Source organism: Mycobacterium sp. (genome assembly GCF_036273375.1).
Lineage (GTDB): Bacteria > Actinomycetota > Actinomycetes > Mycobacteriales > Mycobacteriaceae > Mycobacterium.
Genome location: NZ_DASUHS010000276.1, coordinates 13,640 through 28,162, shown reverse-complemented (window position 1 = coordinate 28,162; position 14,523 = coordinate 13,640). Strand labels below are relative to the sequence as shown.

Below are 14,523 nucleotides of genomic sequence, written 5' to 3'. Positions count from 1 at the left end.
ACCAGCGCGGTGTCGATCCAGGACATGTGCGCCGAGCCGACGCGGACGCCGCGGTTGGCCACTTCCAGCCGGAGCGAATTGGCCAGCATTTCCACGCCTGCTTTTGACGCGTTGTACGGCGCCAGCCCGGGAGCGGCCGTGTACGCGGCCAGCGACGAGACGATGAGCACGTAGCCGCGGCGCTCGATCAACGCGGGCAGCGTGGCGCGGACGGTGTGAAAGACGCCGAGGACGTTGATGTCGAGCACCCGTCTGAATGCGTCGGGGTCGACTTGGGCCACAGACCCATAACTCATGATGCCGGCGTTGGCCAGCACCACGTCGATGCCGCCGAATCGTTCGACGGCGCGCGCGGCGGCGGCTTCCATCGCGAACAGATCGCGGACATCGGCGACCGCCGTCAGCACCCGTTCTTCGCCGAGTTCGGCGGCAAGCGACTTCAGGTCGGCTTCGTTGAGATCGGTCAGCACAAGCTTGGCGCCCTTGGCGTGCAGCCGGCGAGCGGTCTCCGCCCCAATGCCCCGGGCGCCGCCGGTAATGAAGACGACTTTGCCCCGCAACCATCTCATGTTCGCCAACGTACCGGTGCGGGCGACTTCGGCTAGACGGCCACTCCCAGTAGCGCGTCGATGGCTGTCTTCACCAGCTTGGGCGCCTCGTCGTCGTGGCCGCCGTATTCCAGCGCATCCGTAGTCCAACCATCAAGTGCAGCAAGCGCTTTGGGGGTGTTCAGGTCATCGGCCAGGTATTGGCGCACCCGCGCGATCACGTCGGCGGAGTCCGGACCCGCCGGCAGCGCGGCCGCGTCGCGCCAGCGCCGCAACCGGGCGATGGCTTCCTCGAGCCCCTGGTCGCTCCAGTACCGGTCCCCGCGGTAGTGGCCGGCCAGCAGCCCCAGCCGGATGGCCGCCGGCTCGACACCCCGGGCACGCAGCTGCGACACCAGCACCAGGTTGCCGCGGCTCTTGGACATCTTGTGCCCGTCCCAGCCGATCATCCCGGCGTGCACGTAATGGCGCGCGAATCTCCGCACGCCGCGGACACATTCGGCGTGGGCGGCGGTGAATTCGTGATGCGGGAAGATCAGGTCGCTGCCCCCGCCCTGAATGTCCAAACCGCTGCCGATGCGGCTGAGCGCGATCGCCGCGCATTCGACATGCCAGCCCGGACGGCCGGGACCGAACGGTGAGGGCCAGCTGGGCTCCCCGGGCCGCGCAGCCCGCCACAGCAGGGCGTCGAGCTCATCGGTCTTGCCGGGCCGTTGCGGGTCGCCGCCGCGCTCGGAGAACAGTCGCAGCATGGTGTCGCGGTCATAGCCGGATTCGTAGCCGAACTGCGGCGTGGCGTCGGCCCGGTAGTAGATGTCCGGGTATTCGCCGTCGACGACGTAGGCCGCGCCCGACGCCAGCATCTTCTCGACGAGTTCGACGACCTCGGCGATCGCCTCGGTCGCCCCGACGTATTCGCGGGGCGCCAGGATGCGCAGCGCCGCCATGTCTTCGCGGTACAGCGACACCTCACGCTCGGCCAGGTCACGCCAGTCGATGCCGTCGCGCTCGGCGCGCTCCAACAGCGGATCGTCGACGTCGGTGACGTTCTGCACGTAGTGAACGTCGTGACCGAGATCCAGCCATTGCCGGTAGATCAGATCGAACGCCAAATAGGTTGCCGCGTGCCCCAGGTGGGTCGCGTCGTACGGCGTGATGCCGCAGACATACATCGTGGCGGTCGAGCCGGCCGCCACGGGACGCACCTGCTGGTCAGACGTGTCATACAGCCGAAGCTCCGGACCGCGTCCCGACAACACGGGAACCTGTGGGGAAGACCACGACTGCATGGCAATCAGCCTATGCGCGCCGACGATGCAGCCCGCGCGGCGGGCTGAGAAGGAGACGCGCAATCAACTCGGGTGCGGCTTCGAAGCGCGGCCGAGTCACCCGCCGCCGCACGCCCACGAGCTATACCGCCACCTATGTCGCCACCGCGCGATTTGTGGTTTGCTGAATCCGGTATCGGGCAAATCCGCTCAACGTCGACGAGCGAGGTGGTTGTGATGTCGACTCATACAACTGACCGACCAGACACCGCAGGAGCGGCCGCACAGCAAGAAGTCGTGGTCAGATGCCCGGCGACGGCACAGATCGTCGGCAGCGTCCCCGTATCGACGGCCGCCGAAGTCGAGGCCGTGGCCGCCCGGCTGCGCAAGGCCCAGCCGTTATGGCAGCAAATGAGCGTCGACGGCCGCGCGCGGTGGCTGGGCAATTGGCGCGACTGGATGCTGGACCACCGCGACGAGCTGCTGACGCCGCTGCAACTCGAAACGGGCAAGTCCTGGGGCGACACCGGTGTGGAGATCGCGGCGCTACAGATCATCAACTATTGGATCGACAACGCCGCCGAATTCCTGGCCGACCAGGCCGTGCGCCCCTACGGCGCCGCCAACGCCGGCAAGAAGCTGACCCTGGCCTACCAGCCCTATCCACTCGTCGGGGTCATTACCCCGTGGAACGGACCACTGTCGGTGCCATTGCTCGATATTCCCGCGGCACTGATGGCCGGCTGCGCCGTGCTGTCCAAGCCCTCGGAGTTCACTCCGCTGGCGTGGCGGGTGGCGGTCGAGGGCTGGAAGCAGATCGGCGCCCCGGATGTGCTGGACGTGGTGTTCGGTTACGGCGAAACCGGTGCGGCACTGGTCAATACGGTCGACTACGTGATGTTCACCGGCTCGGTCAACACCGGGCGACGCATCGCCGTGGCGGCGGCCGAGCGGCTGATCCCCTGCAGCCTGGAGCTGGGCGGCAAGGACGCGATGATCGTGTGCGCCGACGCCGACATCGACCGCGCCGTCGACGGCGCGGTGTGGGGCGGGTTCGTGTACACCGGGCAGGTATGCATCTCGGTGGAGCGAGTCTATGTCGAGGAGCCGGTCTACGACGAGTTCGTAAACAAGTTGGTAGCCAAGACATCTGCGCTGCGCAACGGCATGGACTCGGGACACGACTACTCCTGCGAGGTTGGGTCGATGACCACCGCGCAGCAACTCGCGATCGTGACCCGTCATGTCGACGACGCCGTGAACAAGGGCGCCAAAGTGCTTGTCGGCGGGAAGGCGGGCGACGCGAGTGACGGCGGCCTGTTCTACGAGCCGACCGTGCTGGTCGACGTGAATCACGACATGGATTGCATGCGAGAAGAGACGTTTGGCCCGACGCTGCCGGTCATGAAGGTGCGCGACGTCGCCGAGGCCGTCGAGCGGGCCAATGACTCCAACTTGGGCCTGTCCGGCAGCGTGTGGACGCGGGACAAAGACAAGGCGATGTCCGTTGCGCGACAGATGAATACGGGCAGCGTCAACATCAACAACGTCATCACCAGCCTGCTGCAGTTCGGGCTTCCGATGGTGGGCTGGAAGGAATCGGGCATCGGTTCCCGCTCCGGTGGCGCCGACGGCATCCGCAAATACTGCCGCCAGAAGGCCATCGTCGCCGACCGGGTCGCGATGAAAAAGGAGTTGCTCTGGTACCCGTACAGCCGCAAGAAGGGGAGCCTCGTCGAAAACATGGTCCGGATGCTTTCGGCGAAAGACTGGCGGCGTCGATTGGGCCGGTAAGGGCCCATCGGCGTTACCCGCCGCGGATGGCACCGAGCAGGATCGGCGCCAGCTCGGCGCGACACATCACGAAGTCGGGCAGATACGGGTCGAGTTGGTTGTAACGCATCGGCGATCCGTCGAGCCGCGACGCGTGCATGCCGGCGGCCATCACCACCCCGGCCGGGGCCGCCGAATCCCACTCCCACTGCCCGCCCGCGTGCACATAGGCGTCGACATCCCCGTCGATGATTGCCATCGCCTTGGCACCGGCCGAGCCGATCGCGACAGGCTGGATGGGCAGTGTCTGCCGCATCCGGTGCAGCACCGCAGGAGGACGGGTGGCGCTGACGGCAATGCGGATGGTGTCGGTGACGCCGACGCGCGCGGCGTCGGCGGTCACGGTGTCGCTGCGATAGACGATGTTCCCGCGGGCCGGCAACGACACCGCCGCGTCGGTGATTTCGCGCTCGCCGTCGTTGGGGCGTTGCCACAACGCGATGTGCACCGCCCAGTCGTCGCGGCCGGGCGTGGAGAACTCCCGTGTGCCGTCCAGTGGGTCGATGATCCACACGCGGTCGTGCTTGACCCGGGATAGATCGTCGTACGCCTCCTCGCTGAGCACCGCATCGCCAGGCCGTTCCTCGGTCAGGCGCCTCAGGATCAGTGCGTTCGCCAGGCTGTCGCCCGCATCGCCCAGCGCCCAGGGATACCCGAAGCCGACTTCGTCGCGGACTTTGAGCAACAACTCCCCCGCGTCGGCGGCGAGATCGGCGGCCAAAGCGGCATCGGACACGTCTGCCGGATCGTCCGCGCGGTTGCTCACCGCTTCAGTATCGCCGAAGGCGAAGCCCGGCCTTCACCGATGGCGGCGCCGCGCTTGCTGTCACCGCTAGAAAGCCGGCCATGGGATGGGGCGATGCCGGTTGGGTCCGGGCATCACCGGATTGTCCAGCAGCGCGTGCGCGCGCAGGCGCAGCGCGGCGATCTCGCCCCGGGTGATCTGCTCGGCCAGTTCGACGCCGAACTGATCGTCGAGCGCATCGACGAGGCCGGCGACGGCTTCCAGAGTGTGGTCGTCGATCGGCTTGCCGGCCCATCCCCACAGCACCGTGCGCAGTTTGTCCTCGACGTGCAGGCACACGCCGTGGTCGACCCCGAAGATGTGGCCGTCGAGGTCGCGCAGCACGTGGCCGCCCTTGCGGTCGGCGTTGTTGATCAACACGTCGAACACCGCCATCCGCCACAGGCGAATGTCGTCGGCGTGCATCAGGACGACCTCGTCGCCGGCGTAGTCGAGGGCGCGCAGCACTGGCAGGTAGCCCGGCTGCCTGGCGCCGGCGGGAAACAGGTCGACCAGATCCGGCCCCGGCCGCGGCTCGCTGTCCACCGCGTCGCCGGGTTGCTGCACCCACCGCTGCAACATGCCCGGACCGGCCGGCCCGTGCCGAATGATCGTGTAGGGCACGATGTTCCAGCCTAATTTCGCGGAAACCAGATACGCGGCCCGTTCGCGGCCGGCCAGCGTCCCGTCCGGGAAATCCCACAGCGGCGCCTCGCCGGCGACGGGCTTGTAGACGCAGTGCACGCTGGACTCGCCAAGCGTCGATTCGCACAAGAAGGTGCCGTTGCTGGCCGAGCGAATCCGTCCGATAACCGTCAGCTCGCCGTCGCGCAACACCTCACGGTCGTCAGACCTCGGGGTCATCGTCAGGCCCGAGCAGCGCACTGCGCCGATATCCGTTGGCGCGTGCGCAGATATGGCCTTCCGGGTCCAACGGTTCATCGCACAACGGACACGGCGGACGCCCCGCGGAGATGACGCGATTGGAGCGGGTGGCGAATTGGCGCGCCGACTCCGGCGTCAAAAACACCCGCACCGCGTCGGGACCCTCTTCGGTGTCGTCGAGCACCACCGACGCGTCGAACTCGGCGTCGGTTACGGCCAGCAGCTCGACCACCACCGTCTGGGCCTCCGAATCCCAGCCCAGGCCCATGGTTCCTACCCGGAACTCGGCGTCCACGGGGGTGACCAACGGATCGAGGTCCTCGATCTCGGCGGGCTCGGGCGGAACGGGCGTGCCGAACCTGCGGTTCACCTCGAGCAGCAGCGCACCGATGCGCTCGGAGAGCACCGCCACCTGCTGTTTCTCCAATATCACCGACACCACTCGGGCGTCGTGCACAGCCTGGATGTAGAACGTGCGATTTCCGGGCTGGCCGACGGTCCCGGCCACGAAGCGGTCGGGTGTGCGGAAGACATGAATTTCGCGGGCCATGGCACTTCCCAAAATACCGGCAGTTGCCGTCGCCGTGCGATCCGATGGAGGTAGCCGCCGAATTAATCGGTGGAACCGCCGACCACCGCGTCGCTGGACGGCACCGCCGCGGCCGATTCCTGCGACTCTCCGTTGGACTTGGGGTCGGTCTCGGGGTTCGTCGCGTCCTTCGCCGGCGGGCCGGCCCGCAGGGCGGCGGACAATCGCGCACCGGTGTGGTTGACGTGCAACACAAACGGGCGCAGCTCGGTGTAACGGATCACACTCACCGACGCCGGGTCGGCGGTGACGCGCTGGAAGCCGTCCAGGTGGATGCCGTACGCATCGGCGATGACCGCCTTGATGACATCACCGTGAGTGCAAGCGACCCACAGCACATCGCCGCCGTGCTCGGCGGCCAGCCGGCGATCGTGCTCGCGCACGGCGAACACCGCGCGCGCCTGCACCTGAGCCAGCCCCTCGCCGCCGGGGAACACCGCCGCGCTGGGATGGGCCTGAACGACCCTCCACAACGGCTCGCTGACCAAGTCGCCGAGTTTGCGGCCCGTCCATTCCCCGTACTCCACCTCGGCAAGCCGATCGTCGACGAGCGGTGTCAGGCATAGCGCGTCGGCCAAGGGCTCGAGGGTGCGACGGCAGCGCAGCAGCGGCGAACTGACCAGCTCCCGGATCGGCAGATCACCGATCCGATCGATCAGGCCGTCGGCTTGTTCCCGGCCCTTGTCATCGAGGTCGACGCCCTCGGAGCGACCGGCGAGAACGCCCGCCGTGTTCGAACTCGAGCGGCCGTGCCGTAACAGGATGACGGTCATATCGACCACGACGGTACCCGGTGGACGGGTCCGTGACTGACTACCGCGAAACCGGCACCGCGTGCGCTATGGAGTCCCGCACCGCAGCGCTCAGGCTGCGCTCGTCGGTGAGGTCGAGGTCGACCACGCTGCGGACCGCCCTGGCGACCACCTCGTCGGCCTGCGGAACGGGCCCCGCCAGGCGCGGCCGGTAAATCTCGACGACAAGGGAACGGTTCTCGATGTGGAACGAAAAGCTCCGCCCATCACCGACTTGTCCGTATCCGCTTGCGGAAATGCCTGTCGACATGTCCTCGACAGCAAACTCATTCTGCGCCAGATGACGGTCAGCGGTGACGGCCATCAGCCGACCATACCTCGCCGCTAGGGTCGGATGAAGGCGGCATTGCCCCCAGCGGACGCGAGACGCGTTCCTAGAATGTGTGTTCCACCGCCGATCCACGAGGGAAGAGAATTGCTGTCACGACAATCGCGTCACAAGTTGACAGCTCAGGGCGGTGTACTGGGTTTAGCGGTTTTGCTGATCGCGATCGGCGGATGTTCATCGAATCCGCTCGACACCGCGCCGCGCACCATCGAACCGGCGCAGGCCGCGGTGTCCCCGCCGGCGTCGCAGCAGCCGGCCGGGGCGGTGCGGCCGCTGGCCGGTCACGCCGCGGCGGCCGCCTTCGATGGCGGCACTCATCAGCTGGCGGTCCTGACGCCGGGCACCGACCCGACAGCACCCGCCAGCGTCACAGTCTTCGGAGGACCGCAGGTCACGCCGCGCGTCGTCGAGCTGCCGGGACCGGCGACCGCGTTGGCCGATGACGGCCGCGGAACGGCCTACCTGGCCGCCCGCGGCGGCTACTTCGCGGTCGAGCTGAACACCGGTCGCGCGACGCAGGTGGCCGTCGCCGACGCTTCCCAGACCGAATTCACCGCGGTGACCCAGCGCGCCGACGGCAAGCTGGTGCTGGGCAGCGCCGACGGCGCCGTCTACACCCTTGCCTCCTCGATGCCCGGCACCGTGACCAGCGCGACCGTCGCCAACAGAAGCAAGATCTTCGCGCGCGTCGATTGGCTTGCCACACAAGGGAATACAACGGTGGTGCTGGACCGTGGGCAGACTTCGGTGACGACGATCGACGCCGACGGCCATGCCCAGCAGGCGCTGCGGGCGGGCCGGGGCGCGACCACCATGACCGCCGACCCGGCGGGCCGGGTGCTGGTCGCCGATACCCGCGGCGGCCAGCTGCTGGTGTACGGGGTCGATCCGCTGATCCTGCGTCAGGCGTACCCGGTTCCACAGGCGCCGTACGGCCTGACCGGCTCCCGCGCGTTAGCCTGGGTTTCGCAGACCGTTTCCAATATCGTCATTGGTTACGATCTATCCACCGGAATTCCCGTCGAAAAGGTGCGTTACCCGACCGTGCAGCAACCGAACTCGCTGGCCTTCGACGAAGCGTCGAACACCCTGTACGTGGTGTCGGGTTCCAGTGCGGGAGTTCAGGTCATCGAGCACGCGGCGGGCACGCGTTGACCGCGGCGCGGCGCAGCCGCCTGCCCGCGGGCTGGGACACCGAGATGTCCGACGAATACGAATGGGCGCCGCTGCGCCTGCCACCGGAAGTGACCCGGGTCAGCGCGTCGACCCGATTGTCCATCGAGGCGGAATACCGCGGCTGGGAGTTGACCAGGGTGCGGCTTTACACCGACGGCAGCAGACGAGTGCTGTTGCGCCGCAAGAAGTCCCGTCTGGACGGCGCCGGCTCCGAGGGGCGACGGCCCGACCAACCGGAACTGTGACGCCGGCTCAGCCACGCGAGGACGGACACCGGATGTACGGCGTGGCGCGACGGCTGTTTTTCGTGATCCCGCCCGAGCGAATTCACACACTGGTGTTTGCCCTTCTGCGTGGTGCCACCGCGGTCGGCTGGACGCGGGGATTGCTGCACCGGCTACTGGCCCCGACGGACCCCGCGCTGGCCAGCACGGTGTTCGGGGAACGCTTTCCCGGGCCGCTGGGACTCGCGGCCGGCTTCGACAAGGACGGTTTGGGGCTGCTCACCTGGGGTGCGCTGGGTTTCGGGCATGCCGAGGTCGGGACGGTCACCGCGAACCCGCAACCCGGCAATCCCGCCCCGCGCATGTTCCGGCTGCCGGCCGACCGGGCCCTGCTGAACCGGATGGGCTTCAACAATCTTGGGGCGGGCGCGCTGGCGATGCGGCTTTCGCGACAGCGGCCCGAGGTGCCGATCGGGGTCAACATCGGCAAGACGAAGGTGACGCCGTCCGAGGAGGCCGTCGACGATTACCGGGCCAGCGCCCGGCTGGTCGGCCCGCTGGCGTCCTATCTGGTGGTCAATGTCAGTTCGCCGAATACGCCGGGGCTGCGTGATCTGCAGGCGGTCGAGTCGCTGCGGCCCATCCTGTCGGCGGTGCTCGCCGAGACGTCCACGCCGGTGCTGGTGAAGATCGCGCCGGATCTCTCGGATTCCGACGTGGACGACATCGCGGACCTGGCGGTCGAATTGGGCCTGGCCGGCATCGTCGCCACCAACACCACGGTGTCGCGGCAGGGGTTGAACACACCAGGGGTCGACGAGCTGGGCCCGGGTGGGATCTCCGGGCCGCCGGTGGCCCGGCGCGCAGTCGAGGTGCTGCGCCGGCTGTACGGCCGGGTCGGCGACCGCCTGGTGCTGATCAGCGTCGGGGGCATCGAGACCGCGGACGACGCGTGGGAGCGGATCACCTCGGGCGCATCGCTGCTGCAGGCTTATACCGGCTTCATCTACGGAGGAGGCTTGTGGGCCAAGCGGATTCACGAGGGCATCGCTCTGCGGCTGCACAACGGCGGCTTCGCCTCGCTCGCCGATGCCATCGGCTCGTCGGCGCCTAGGCCCGGCGAGTCGGTGCCTTAAGCTGCCCCCACCGCGTTGTCGTCGTCGCCGTCTTCCTGCTCGCACAGCAGATCCTCGGGGTGATGGAAGGCGTTGGTGCGCGGCTGACCGCGGTCGAGATGCGGCGGCGGTATCCATTCGGTATCGCCGTTGGCGCGTTTTCGGGTGGTCCAGCCCCTTTCGAGAAGTCGGTGGTGGGGTCCGCAGGCCAGGGTGAGCTGGTCGATGTCAGTGCGGTAAGTCCTGGCCCAATCTTCGACGTGGTGAACCTCGCAGTAGTAGCCTGGCACGTCGCAGCCGGGATGCGAACACCCACGGTCTTTGGCATACAAGACGATTCGTTGCCCTGGTGACGCCAGGCGCTTGGTGTGATACAGCGCCAGCGCCTTGCCCTTCTCGAAGATCGCCAGGTAATGATGGGCATGGCGAGCCAGGCGAATCACATCCGACATCGGCAGCATGGTGCCACCGCCCGTCAAACCCTTTCCGGCAGCGGCTTCGAGCTCCTCGAGTGTGGTGGTCACGACGATGCTGGTCGGTAATCCGTTGTGCTGAACCAACTCTCCGCTGGCCAGCATCGCTCGCAGCGCCGCGTTGAGCCCATCGTGATTGCGCTGGCCCGGCGTGCGGGCGTCGTGCCGCACCGCCTCTTCTGGCGGGGCGCCGTCGACGATCGGCGTGTCGTCGTCGGGGTTGCACATGCCGGGCGCTGCCAGCTTGGCCAGCACCGCCTCCCAGCTGGCACGCGCCTCCGGCGTCAACCATCCACTCAGGCGCGACATGCCGTCGGGCTGCTGATTTCCGAGCACCAGCCCGCGCGCCCGCGCCCGGTCTTCGTCGGTGTAGCTGCCGTCGGGATTGAGGCAGTCCATCAGGCGGCGGGCGAGCTTGGCGAGCTGATCCGGGCGAAACTCGGATGCCTTGCGCGCGAGGTGTTTTTCGGCGTGCTCACGCGTCTCGATGTCGACGGACTCGGGCAACTGGTGGAAAAGCCGCCGTATCACCGCCACGTGGTCGCCACCGATTGCCCCCTCGCGCTGCGCCGCCGCGGTCGCCGACAACACCGGCACCAGCGGTTCGCCGGAAAGCGCCCGGCGGGGGCCCAGATCGGCGGCATCAGCGATGCGGCGGCCAGCCTCGGCCCGCGTGATGTGCAGTCGGTCGGCCAACACCCAGGACAGCTTGCCGCCCAACTCAGTCGAATCCCCTTGCCCGCCAATCTGATTGATGAGCTCATGACTTGGCGCCTGCAGTCGGCGCGCCTCACACTCGAGTGTCTCCAACAACTGCAACCGCTCAGGATTGGTCAGCGCGTCATACGAATGATCCTGGAAAAGGGACACGGCGGCGCGCAACGAGTCAACGGCATGCTGAATGTCCTCACGGTCCGTCATGGTCATGTGCGCCGCCCACTCGGCAGCGTGAACGGGCTGCCCAGCTCATACTTGAACGCATCCAGCCAGCCGATGAGAAACTCGTAGTCCTCCAGCACCTCAACCAGTTCGGAAAACGTCAGCGCCTCATACGAGTGTTTTTGAAAGCGAGCAACCACAGCGCACAACGCGTCGTAGTCGGCTTCAATCTTTTCCACATTGATCGAACGCATGTTCGGAATACTATGACCGCCCACCGACAGAAATCGCCGCGGTGAAAACACCGGGACGAAAGTGGCGCAAGTGATTTCGGGCGCAAGTCATTTCGGGCGCAAGTGATTTCGGGCGGACGCCTCTTCGGCCGAAGCGCTCGTTCGGGCGGGCCAGATCCCTCTTTCGGGCCGGAGCCCCGCCCTACTTCTGTTCGTAGGTGGCGTGGATGACCGCCCGCGCGATGGCGTGCTGAAACAGGTTGAAGCCGAGAAAGGCCGGGCTGGCGTCCTCGGGAAGATCCAGCTTTTCGGTGTCCACGGCGTGCACGGCGATGTAGTACCGGTGCGCGCCATGGCCGGCCGGTGGGGCGGCCCCGATGTAGCGGCGCTGCCCGGCATCGTTCACCAGGGTCAGCGCATCCCCGGGCAGGTTGCTGCCATCGCCGGCGCCCGCGGGCAGCTCGGTGACGTCGGCCGGCAGGTTGGCCACCGCCCAGTGCCAGAACCCGGAAGCCGTCGGGGCGTCGGGGTCGTACACGGTGACGGCGAAGCTGCGGGTCTCGTCCGGGAATCCCGACCAGCTCAGCTGGGGGCTGACGTCTTCACCGCCCGCACCCATGATTCCGCTGACTTGCGGATTGGCCAGCGGCTGGCCGTCGGTGACCGATTGCGAGGTCAACGTGAAGGTCGGCAGGTTCGGCAACGATGCGTACGGGTCAGGAGCAGTGCTCATGGCGGTCCTCTCGTGTGGTCGGCGTGCGTTTGTCGTCTAGCAGTGGGTCAGCGTCTAGCAGTGGGTCAGGAAGTGGGTCAGCACCTCCGTGCCGAACCGCAGCGCATCGATGGGTACCCGCTCATCGACGCCGTGGAACAGTGCGGTGAAATCGAGATCCGGCGGTAACCGCAGCGGGCTGAACCCGAAACAGCGAATACCCAAGCGCGCGAACGATTTCGCGTCGGTGCCACCGGAAAGCATATACGGCACGGTGCGGGCGCCCGGGTCATGCGCCAGCACGGCCTCGTTCATGGCATCGACCAAGTCGCCGTCGAAGCTGGTCTCATACGACGAGAAGTCCTTGATCCACTCGCGCGTCACGTCCGGCCCGAGCAGCTCGTCGATCTCGGCCTCGAACGCCGCCTTGCGCCCCGGCAGGATGCGGCAGTCCACCACCGCCTCGGCGACGGCCGGTATGACGTTGGCCTTATAGCCGGCCTTGAGCATGGTGGGGTTCGCGGTGTCGTGCAGCACGGCCTTGAGCATGCGGGCCATCGGGCCCAGCTTTTCGATCACTCCGCGCAGGTCGCCCGATTCGGTGTCGAAGGTCAGCCCGGTCTCCTCGCTGACGGCGTCGAGGAACTGCGCGACGGTGTCAGTCAGCACGAGCGGAAACTGGTGGCGACCCAAACGGGCGACGGCCTCAGCGACGGCGGTGACGGCGTTCTGATCGTGGACCATCGAGCCGTGTCCGGCCGGGCCCCGGGCGGTCAGCTTCATCCAGGACAGCCCCTTTTCGGCCGTCTCGATCAGGTAGAGCCGGCGTTCTCCCCCGTCGCGGCGGGGCACCGTCAGCGAGAACCCGCCCACCTCGCCGATCGCCTCGGTGACGCCCGTGAAGAGCTCCGGCCGGTTGTCGACGAGCCATCGGGCTCCGTAGGTCCCGCCGTGTTCTTCGTCGGCGACGAACGCGAAGACCAGGTCACGCAGCGGCACGATGCCCGCGCGCTTCAACTGGCGGGCCACCACGATCATCATGCCGACCATGTCCTTCATGTCGACCGCGCCGCGACCCCACACGAAGCCGTCTTTGATCGCGCCAGAGAACGGGTGCACGCTCCATTCGGTCGGCTCGGCCGGGACCACGTCGAGATGCCCGTGGATCAGCAACGCGCCACGCGACCTGTCGGCGCCCGGCAGGCGAGCGAACACGTTGCCGCGGCCCGGGGCGCCGGATTCGACATACTGCGGCGCGTAGCCGACCTCGGCGAGCTGCTCGGCGACCCACTGCGCGCAGTCGGCCTCGCCCGTGGTCGTTTCCGGTTCGCCGGTGTTGGTGGTGTCGAACCGGATCAACTTGCTGACAACCTCGACCACGTCGTCGCTCGGGTTGGTTGGCACCTCGGTCGCCCCGCTCTGAATGGTCACAACCACCTTTCCTACCATTGCCGCGACTGGACGGCTTGATGCCGATCATCGAGCCGTCTCGAGGAGCTGGATTGGGTTCGCGGCGCGCGATCCGATAGCCTTAGCTGCCAACCCGTGCTGGTTTGGCCTTGTCCGAGTGGCGGAATGGCAGACGCGCTAGCTTGAGGTGCTAGTGCCCTACTAATGGGCGTGGGGGTTCAAGTCCCCCCTCGGACACCCCTGGAATTCACTGCCGGATACGCCGCTTCGGTGGCGGGTAGAAGCTCCTGGCGATCGTCGCCGACAGCCATCCGATCGCCCACCCGCCACACACCAGCAGGAACGTATGCCGGCTGGCGGCGTCGCCCGCCGTCGAAACCACCGCCAAGATGACCGCCCAGACCATCGCGCAACCGAAGCTGTAGGCCGTATAGGTCCCGTAACGCCGTCTCATTCGCGGATCCTCTCGGTCGTGCCTGACCCTGCAGCCAACCCGAACTCTGCCACCGCACTCAGCGTGACGCACGTAGCCTGGAATGAGGCCCAGTAGCCGGGAGCGTAAACGAATGAACCCATCGAGTGGCTTCGTCCGGCGGACATCACCGAAGACGTTCGTCGACCGACGCGAGGCCGGACGCGCGCTGGCGCAGGGGCTGGCGGCGTATCGCGGCCGGGGCGATGTGCTGGTATTCGGGCTGGCCCGCGGCGGTGTGCCGGTTGCTTGGGAGATCGCGGCGGCTCTGGCGGCGCCGCTTGACGTTTTTTTGGTCCGCAAGCTCGGGGTACCGCAGTGGTCGGAATTGGCGATGGGCGCTTTGGCCAGCGGCGGTGGCGTGGTGATGAATGATGACGTGGTGGCCAGCCTGCACGTCACCGACGAGCAGGTGCGCGAGGTGATCGACAGCGAGACGGCCGAGTTGCTCCGGCGCGAACGCGCCTACCGGGGGGGTCGCCCGATCCCCGACCTGCGCGACCGGATCGTGATCCTGGTCGACGACGGAATCGCAACGGGCGCAAGCATGTTCGCCGCCGTGCGCGCCATCCGAGCCGCCGGCCCGAAGTCGATCGTGGTCGCCGTTCCGGTGGGACCGGAGTCGACCTGCCGCGAGCTCTCGCAGGAGGCCGACGACTTGGTGTGCGCGACCACTCCGCCCGGATTCGAAGCGGTGGGCCAGGTGTACGACGACTTCCATCAGATCAGTGACGACGAGGTCCGCGAACTGCTCGCCACGCCGACTTGCTGAGGCGCCGAAC

At 67.4% G+C, this 14,523-nt stretch carries 16 protein-coding genes, 1 tRNA gene and 1 pseudogene; 6 read left to right on the top strand and 12 right to left on the bottom strand.

Annotation, left to right across the window (positions count from 1 at the left end):
• Both VFW69_RS24550 and mshC read right to left on the bottom strand, forming a co-directional pair.
• A partial coding sequence (locus tag VFW69_RS24550) for an SDR family oxidoreductase (RefSeq protein ID WP_526505551.1) occupies positions 1–569 on the bottom strand: 569 nt, incomplete at its 3' end.
• A gap of 32 nt (positions 570–601) precedes the next feature.
• On the bottom strand, positions 602–1,837 hold the full coding sequence (mshC, locus tag VFW69_RS24545) for a cysteine--1-D-myo-inosityl 2-amino-2-deoxy-alpha-D-glucopyranoside ligase (protein ID WP_526505549.1): 1,236 nt from the start codon (positions 1,835–1,837) through the stop codon (positions 602–604).
• A gap of 216 nt (positions 1,838–2,053) precedes the next feature.
• Between mshC and VFW69_RS24540 the strand changes: the two genes are divergently transcribed.
• Positions 2,054–3,610, top strand: a complete 1,557-nt coding sequence (locus VFW69_RS24540) for an aldehyde dehydrogenase family protein (RefSeq protein ID WP_526505547.1) — start codon at positions 2,054–2,056, stop codon at positions 3,608–3,610.
• Between the two features lie 13 nt (positions 3,611–3,623).
• Here the strand turns inward: VFW69_RS24540 and VFW69_RS24535 are convergent, their stop codons facing one another.
• From VFW69_RS24535 to VFW69_RS24515, 5 genes are all read right to left on the bottom strand, one after another.
• Complete coding sequence (locus tag VFW69_RS24535) at positions 3,624–4,415, bottom strand: 3'(2'),5'-bisphosphate nucleotidase CysQ (protein ID WP_526505545.1); 792 nt, start codon at positions 4,413–4,415, stop codon at positions 3,624–3,626.
• Positions 4,416–4,481: 66 nt separating this feature from the next.
• The gene (locus VFW69_RS24530) at positions 4,482–5,297 is read right to left on the bottom strand and encodes an Rv2133c family protein (protein ID WP_526505543.1); all 816 of its coding nucleotides are present in this window, start codon (positions 5,295–5,297) and stop codon (positions 4,482–4,484) included.
• On the bottom strand, positions 5,281–5,868 hold the full coding sequence (locus tag VFW69_RS24525; protein WP_526505541.1) for an Rv2134c family protein: 588 nt from the start codon (positions 5,866–5,868) through the stop codon (positions 5,281–5,283). The genes VFW69_RS24530 and VFW69_RS24525 overlap by 17 nt, the downstream gene beginning before the upstream one ends.
• Before the next feature lie 62 nt (positions 5,869–5,930).
• On the bottom strand, positions 5,931–6,680 hold the full coding sequence (locus VFW69_RS24520; RefSeq protein WP_526505539.1) for a histidine phosphatase family protein: 750 nt from the start codon (positions 6,678–6,680) through the stop codon (positions 5,931–5,933).
• Between the two features lie 40 nt (positions 6,681–6,720).
• Positions 6,721–7,023, bottom strand: coding sequence for a hypothetical protein (locus tag VFW69_RS24515; protein WP_526505537.1), 303 nt, complete (start codon positions 7,021–7,023; stop codon positions 6,721–6,723).
• Between the two features lie 75 nt (positions 7,024–7,098).
• On the opposite strand from VFW69_RS24515, the gene VFW69_RS24510 reads away from it, so the two are divergent.
• From VFW69_RS24510 to VFW69_RS24500, 3 genes are read left to right on the top strand one after another with little or no spacing between them, the layout of a single operon-like run.
• Complete coding sequence (locus VFW69_RS24510) at positions 7,099–8,202, top strand: YncE family protein (protein WP_526505535.1); 1,104 nt, start codon at positions 7,099–7,101, stop codon at positions 8,200–8,202.
• Complete coding sequence (locus VFW69_RS24505; protein WP_463829811.1) at positions 8,199–8,468, top strand: DUF5703 family protein; 270 nt, start codon at positions 8,199–8,201, stop codon at positions 8,466–8,468. Before VFW69_RS24510 ends, VFW69_RS24505 begins: the two co-directional genes overlap by 4 nt.
• 32 nt (positions 8,469–8,500) lie before the next feature.
• Positions 8,501–9,583, top strand: coding sequence for a quinone-dependent dihydroorotate dehydrogenase (locus VFW69_RS24500; RefSeq protein WP_526505555.1), 1,083 nt, complete (start codon positions 8,501–8,503; stop codon positions 9,581–9,583).
• On the opposite strand, the gene VFW69_RS24495 is transcribed toward VFW69_RS24500, so the two are convergent.
• The 4 genes from VFW69_RS24495 to VFW69_RS24480 form a co-directional block, all read right to left on the bottom strand.
• Positions 9,580–10,962: an HNH endonuclease signature motif containing protein gene (locus tag VFW69_RS24495; protein ID WP_526505532.1), complete on the bottom strand. Its 1,383-nt coding sequence runs from the start codon at positions 10,960–10,962 to the stop codon at positions 9,580–9,582. The two genes, VFW69_RS24500 and VFW69_RS24495, sit on opposite strands and share 4 nt — an antisense overlap.
• Positions 10,959–11,168, bottom strand: a complete 210-nt coding sequence (locus VFW69_RS24490) for a hypothetical protein (RefSeq protein WP_526505531.1) — start codon at positions 11,166–11,168, stop codon at positions 10,959–10,961. Before VFW69_RS24490 ends, VFW69_RS24495 begins: the two co-directional genes overlap by 4 nt.
• A gap of 181 nt (positions 11,169–11,349) precedes the next feature.
• On the bottom strand, positions 11,350–11,880 hold the full coding sequence (locus VFW69_RS24485; RefSeq protein ID WP_526505529.1) for a YbhB/YbcL family Raf kinase inhibitor-like protein: 531 nt from the start codon (positions 11,878–11,880) through the stop codon (positions 11,350–11,352).
• Positions 11,881–11,934: 54 nt separating this feature from the next.
• Positions 11,935–13,308: a M20/M25/M40 family metallo-hydrolase gene (locus tag VFW69_RS24480; protein ID WP_526505527.1), complete on the bottom strand. Its 1,374-nt coding sequence runs from the start codon at positions 13,306–13,308 to the stop codon at positions 11,935–11,937.
• A 112-nt stretch (positions 13,309–13,420) separates the two neighbouring features.
• On the opposite strand from VFW69_RS24480, the gene VFW69_RS24475 reads away from it, so the two are divergent.
• Positions 13,421–13,506 (top strand) — tRNA-Leu (locus tag VFW69_RS24475).
• A gap of 10 nt (positions 13,507–13,516) precedes the next feature.
• Here VFW69_RS24475 and VFW69_RS24470 read toward each other — a convergent pair.
• The gene (locus VFW69_RS24470) at positions 13,517–13,723 is read right to left on the bottom strand and encodes a hypothetical protein (protein WP_526505525.1); all 207 of its coding nucleotides are present in this window, start codon (positions 13,721–13,723) and stop codon (positions 13,517–13,519) included.
• 106 nt (positions 13,724–13,829) lie between these two features.
• Between VFW69_RS24470 and VFW69_RS24465 the strand changes: the two are divergent.
• Positions 13,830–14,513 (top strand): annotated as a pseudogene (locus VFW69_RS24465) (phosphoribosyltransferase); the annotation flags it as partial.
• Positions 14,514–14,523: the final 10 nt, after the last annotated feature.

Excerpts from the sequence above, each read along its gene's own strand:
- mshC (WP_526505549.1), bottom strand. The coding sequence starts at position 1,837 with ATGCAGTCGTGGTCTTCCCCACAGGTTCCCGTGTTGTCGGGACGCGGT.
- VFW69_RS24540 (WP_526505547.1), top strand. The coding sequence starts at position 2,054 with ATGTCGACTCATACAACTGACCGACCAGACACCGCAGGAGCGGCCGCA.
- VFW69_RS24530 (WP_526505543.1), bottom strand. The coding sequence starts at position 5,297 with ATGACCCCGAGGTCTGACGACCGTGAGGTGTTGCGCGACGGCGAGCTG.
- VFW69_RS24525 (WP_526505541.1), bottom strand. The coding sequence starts at position 5,868 with ATGGCCCGCGAAATTCATGTCTTCCGCACACCCGACCGCTTCGTGGCC.
- VFW69_RS24520 (WP_526505539.1), bottom strand. The coding sequence starts at position 6,680 with ATGACCGTCATCCTGTTACGGCACGGCCGCTCGAGTTCGAACACGGCG.
- VFW69_RS24515 (WP_526505537.1), bottom strand. The coding sequence starts at position 7,023 with ATGGCCGTCACCGCTGACCGTCATCTGGCGCAGAATGAGTTTGCTGTC.
- VFW69_RS24510 (WP_526505535.1), top strand. The coding sequence starts at position 7,099 with ATGTGTGTTCCACCGCCGATCCACGAGGGAAGAGAATTGCTGTCACGA.
- VFW69_RS24500 (WP_526505555.1), top strand. The coding sequence starts at position 8,501 with ATGTACGGCGTGGCGCGACGGCTGTTTTTCGTGATCCCGCCCGAGCGA.
- VFW69_RS24495 (WP_526505532.1), bottom strand. The coding sequence starts at position 10,962 with ATGACCATGACGGACCGTGAGGACATTCAGCATGCCGTTGACTCGTTG.
- VFW69_RS24490 (WP_526505531.1), bottom strand. The coding sequence starts at position 11,168 with ATGCGTTCGATCAATGTGGAAAAGATTGAAGCCGACTACGACGCGTTG.
- VFW69_RS24485 (WP_526505529.1), bottom strand. The coding sequence starts at position 11,880 with ATGAGCACTGCTCCTGACCCGTACGCATCGTTGCCGAACCTGCCGACC.
- VFW69_RS24480 (WP_526505527.1), bottom strand. The coding sequence starts at position 13,308 with ATGGTAGGAAAGGTGGTTGTGACCATTCAGAGCGGGGCGACCGAGGTG.
- VFW69_RS24470 (WP_526505525.1), bottom strand. The coding sequence starts at position 13,723 with ATGAGACGGCGTTACGGGACCTATACGGCCTACAGCTTCGGTTGCGCG.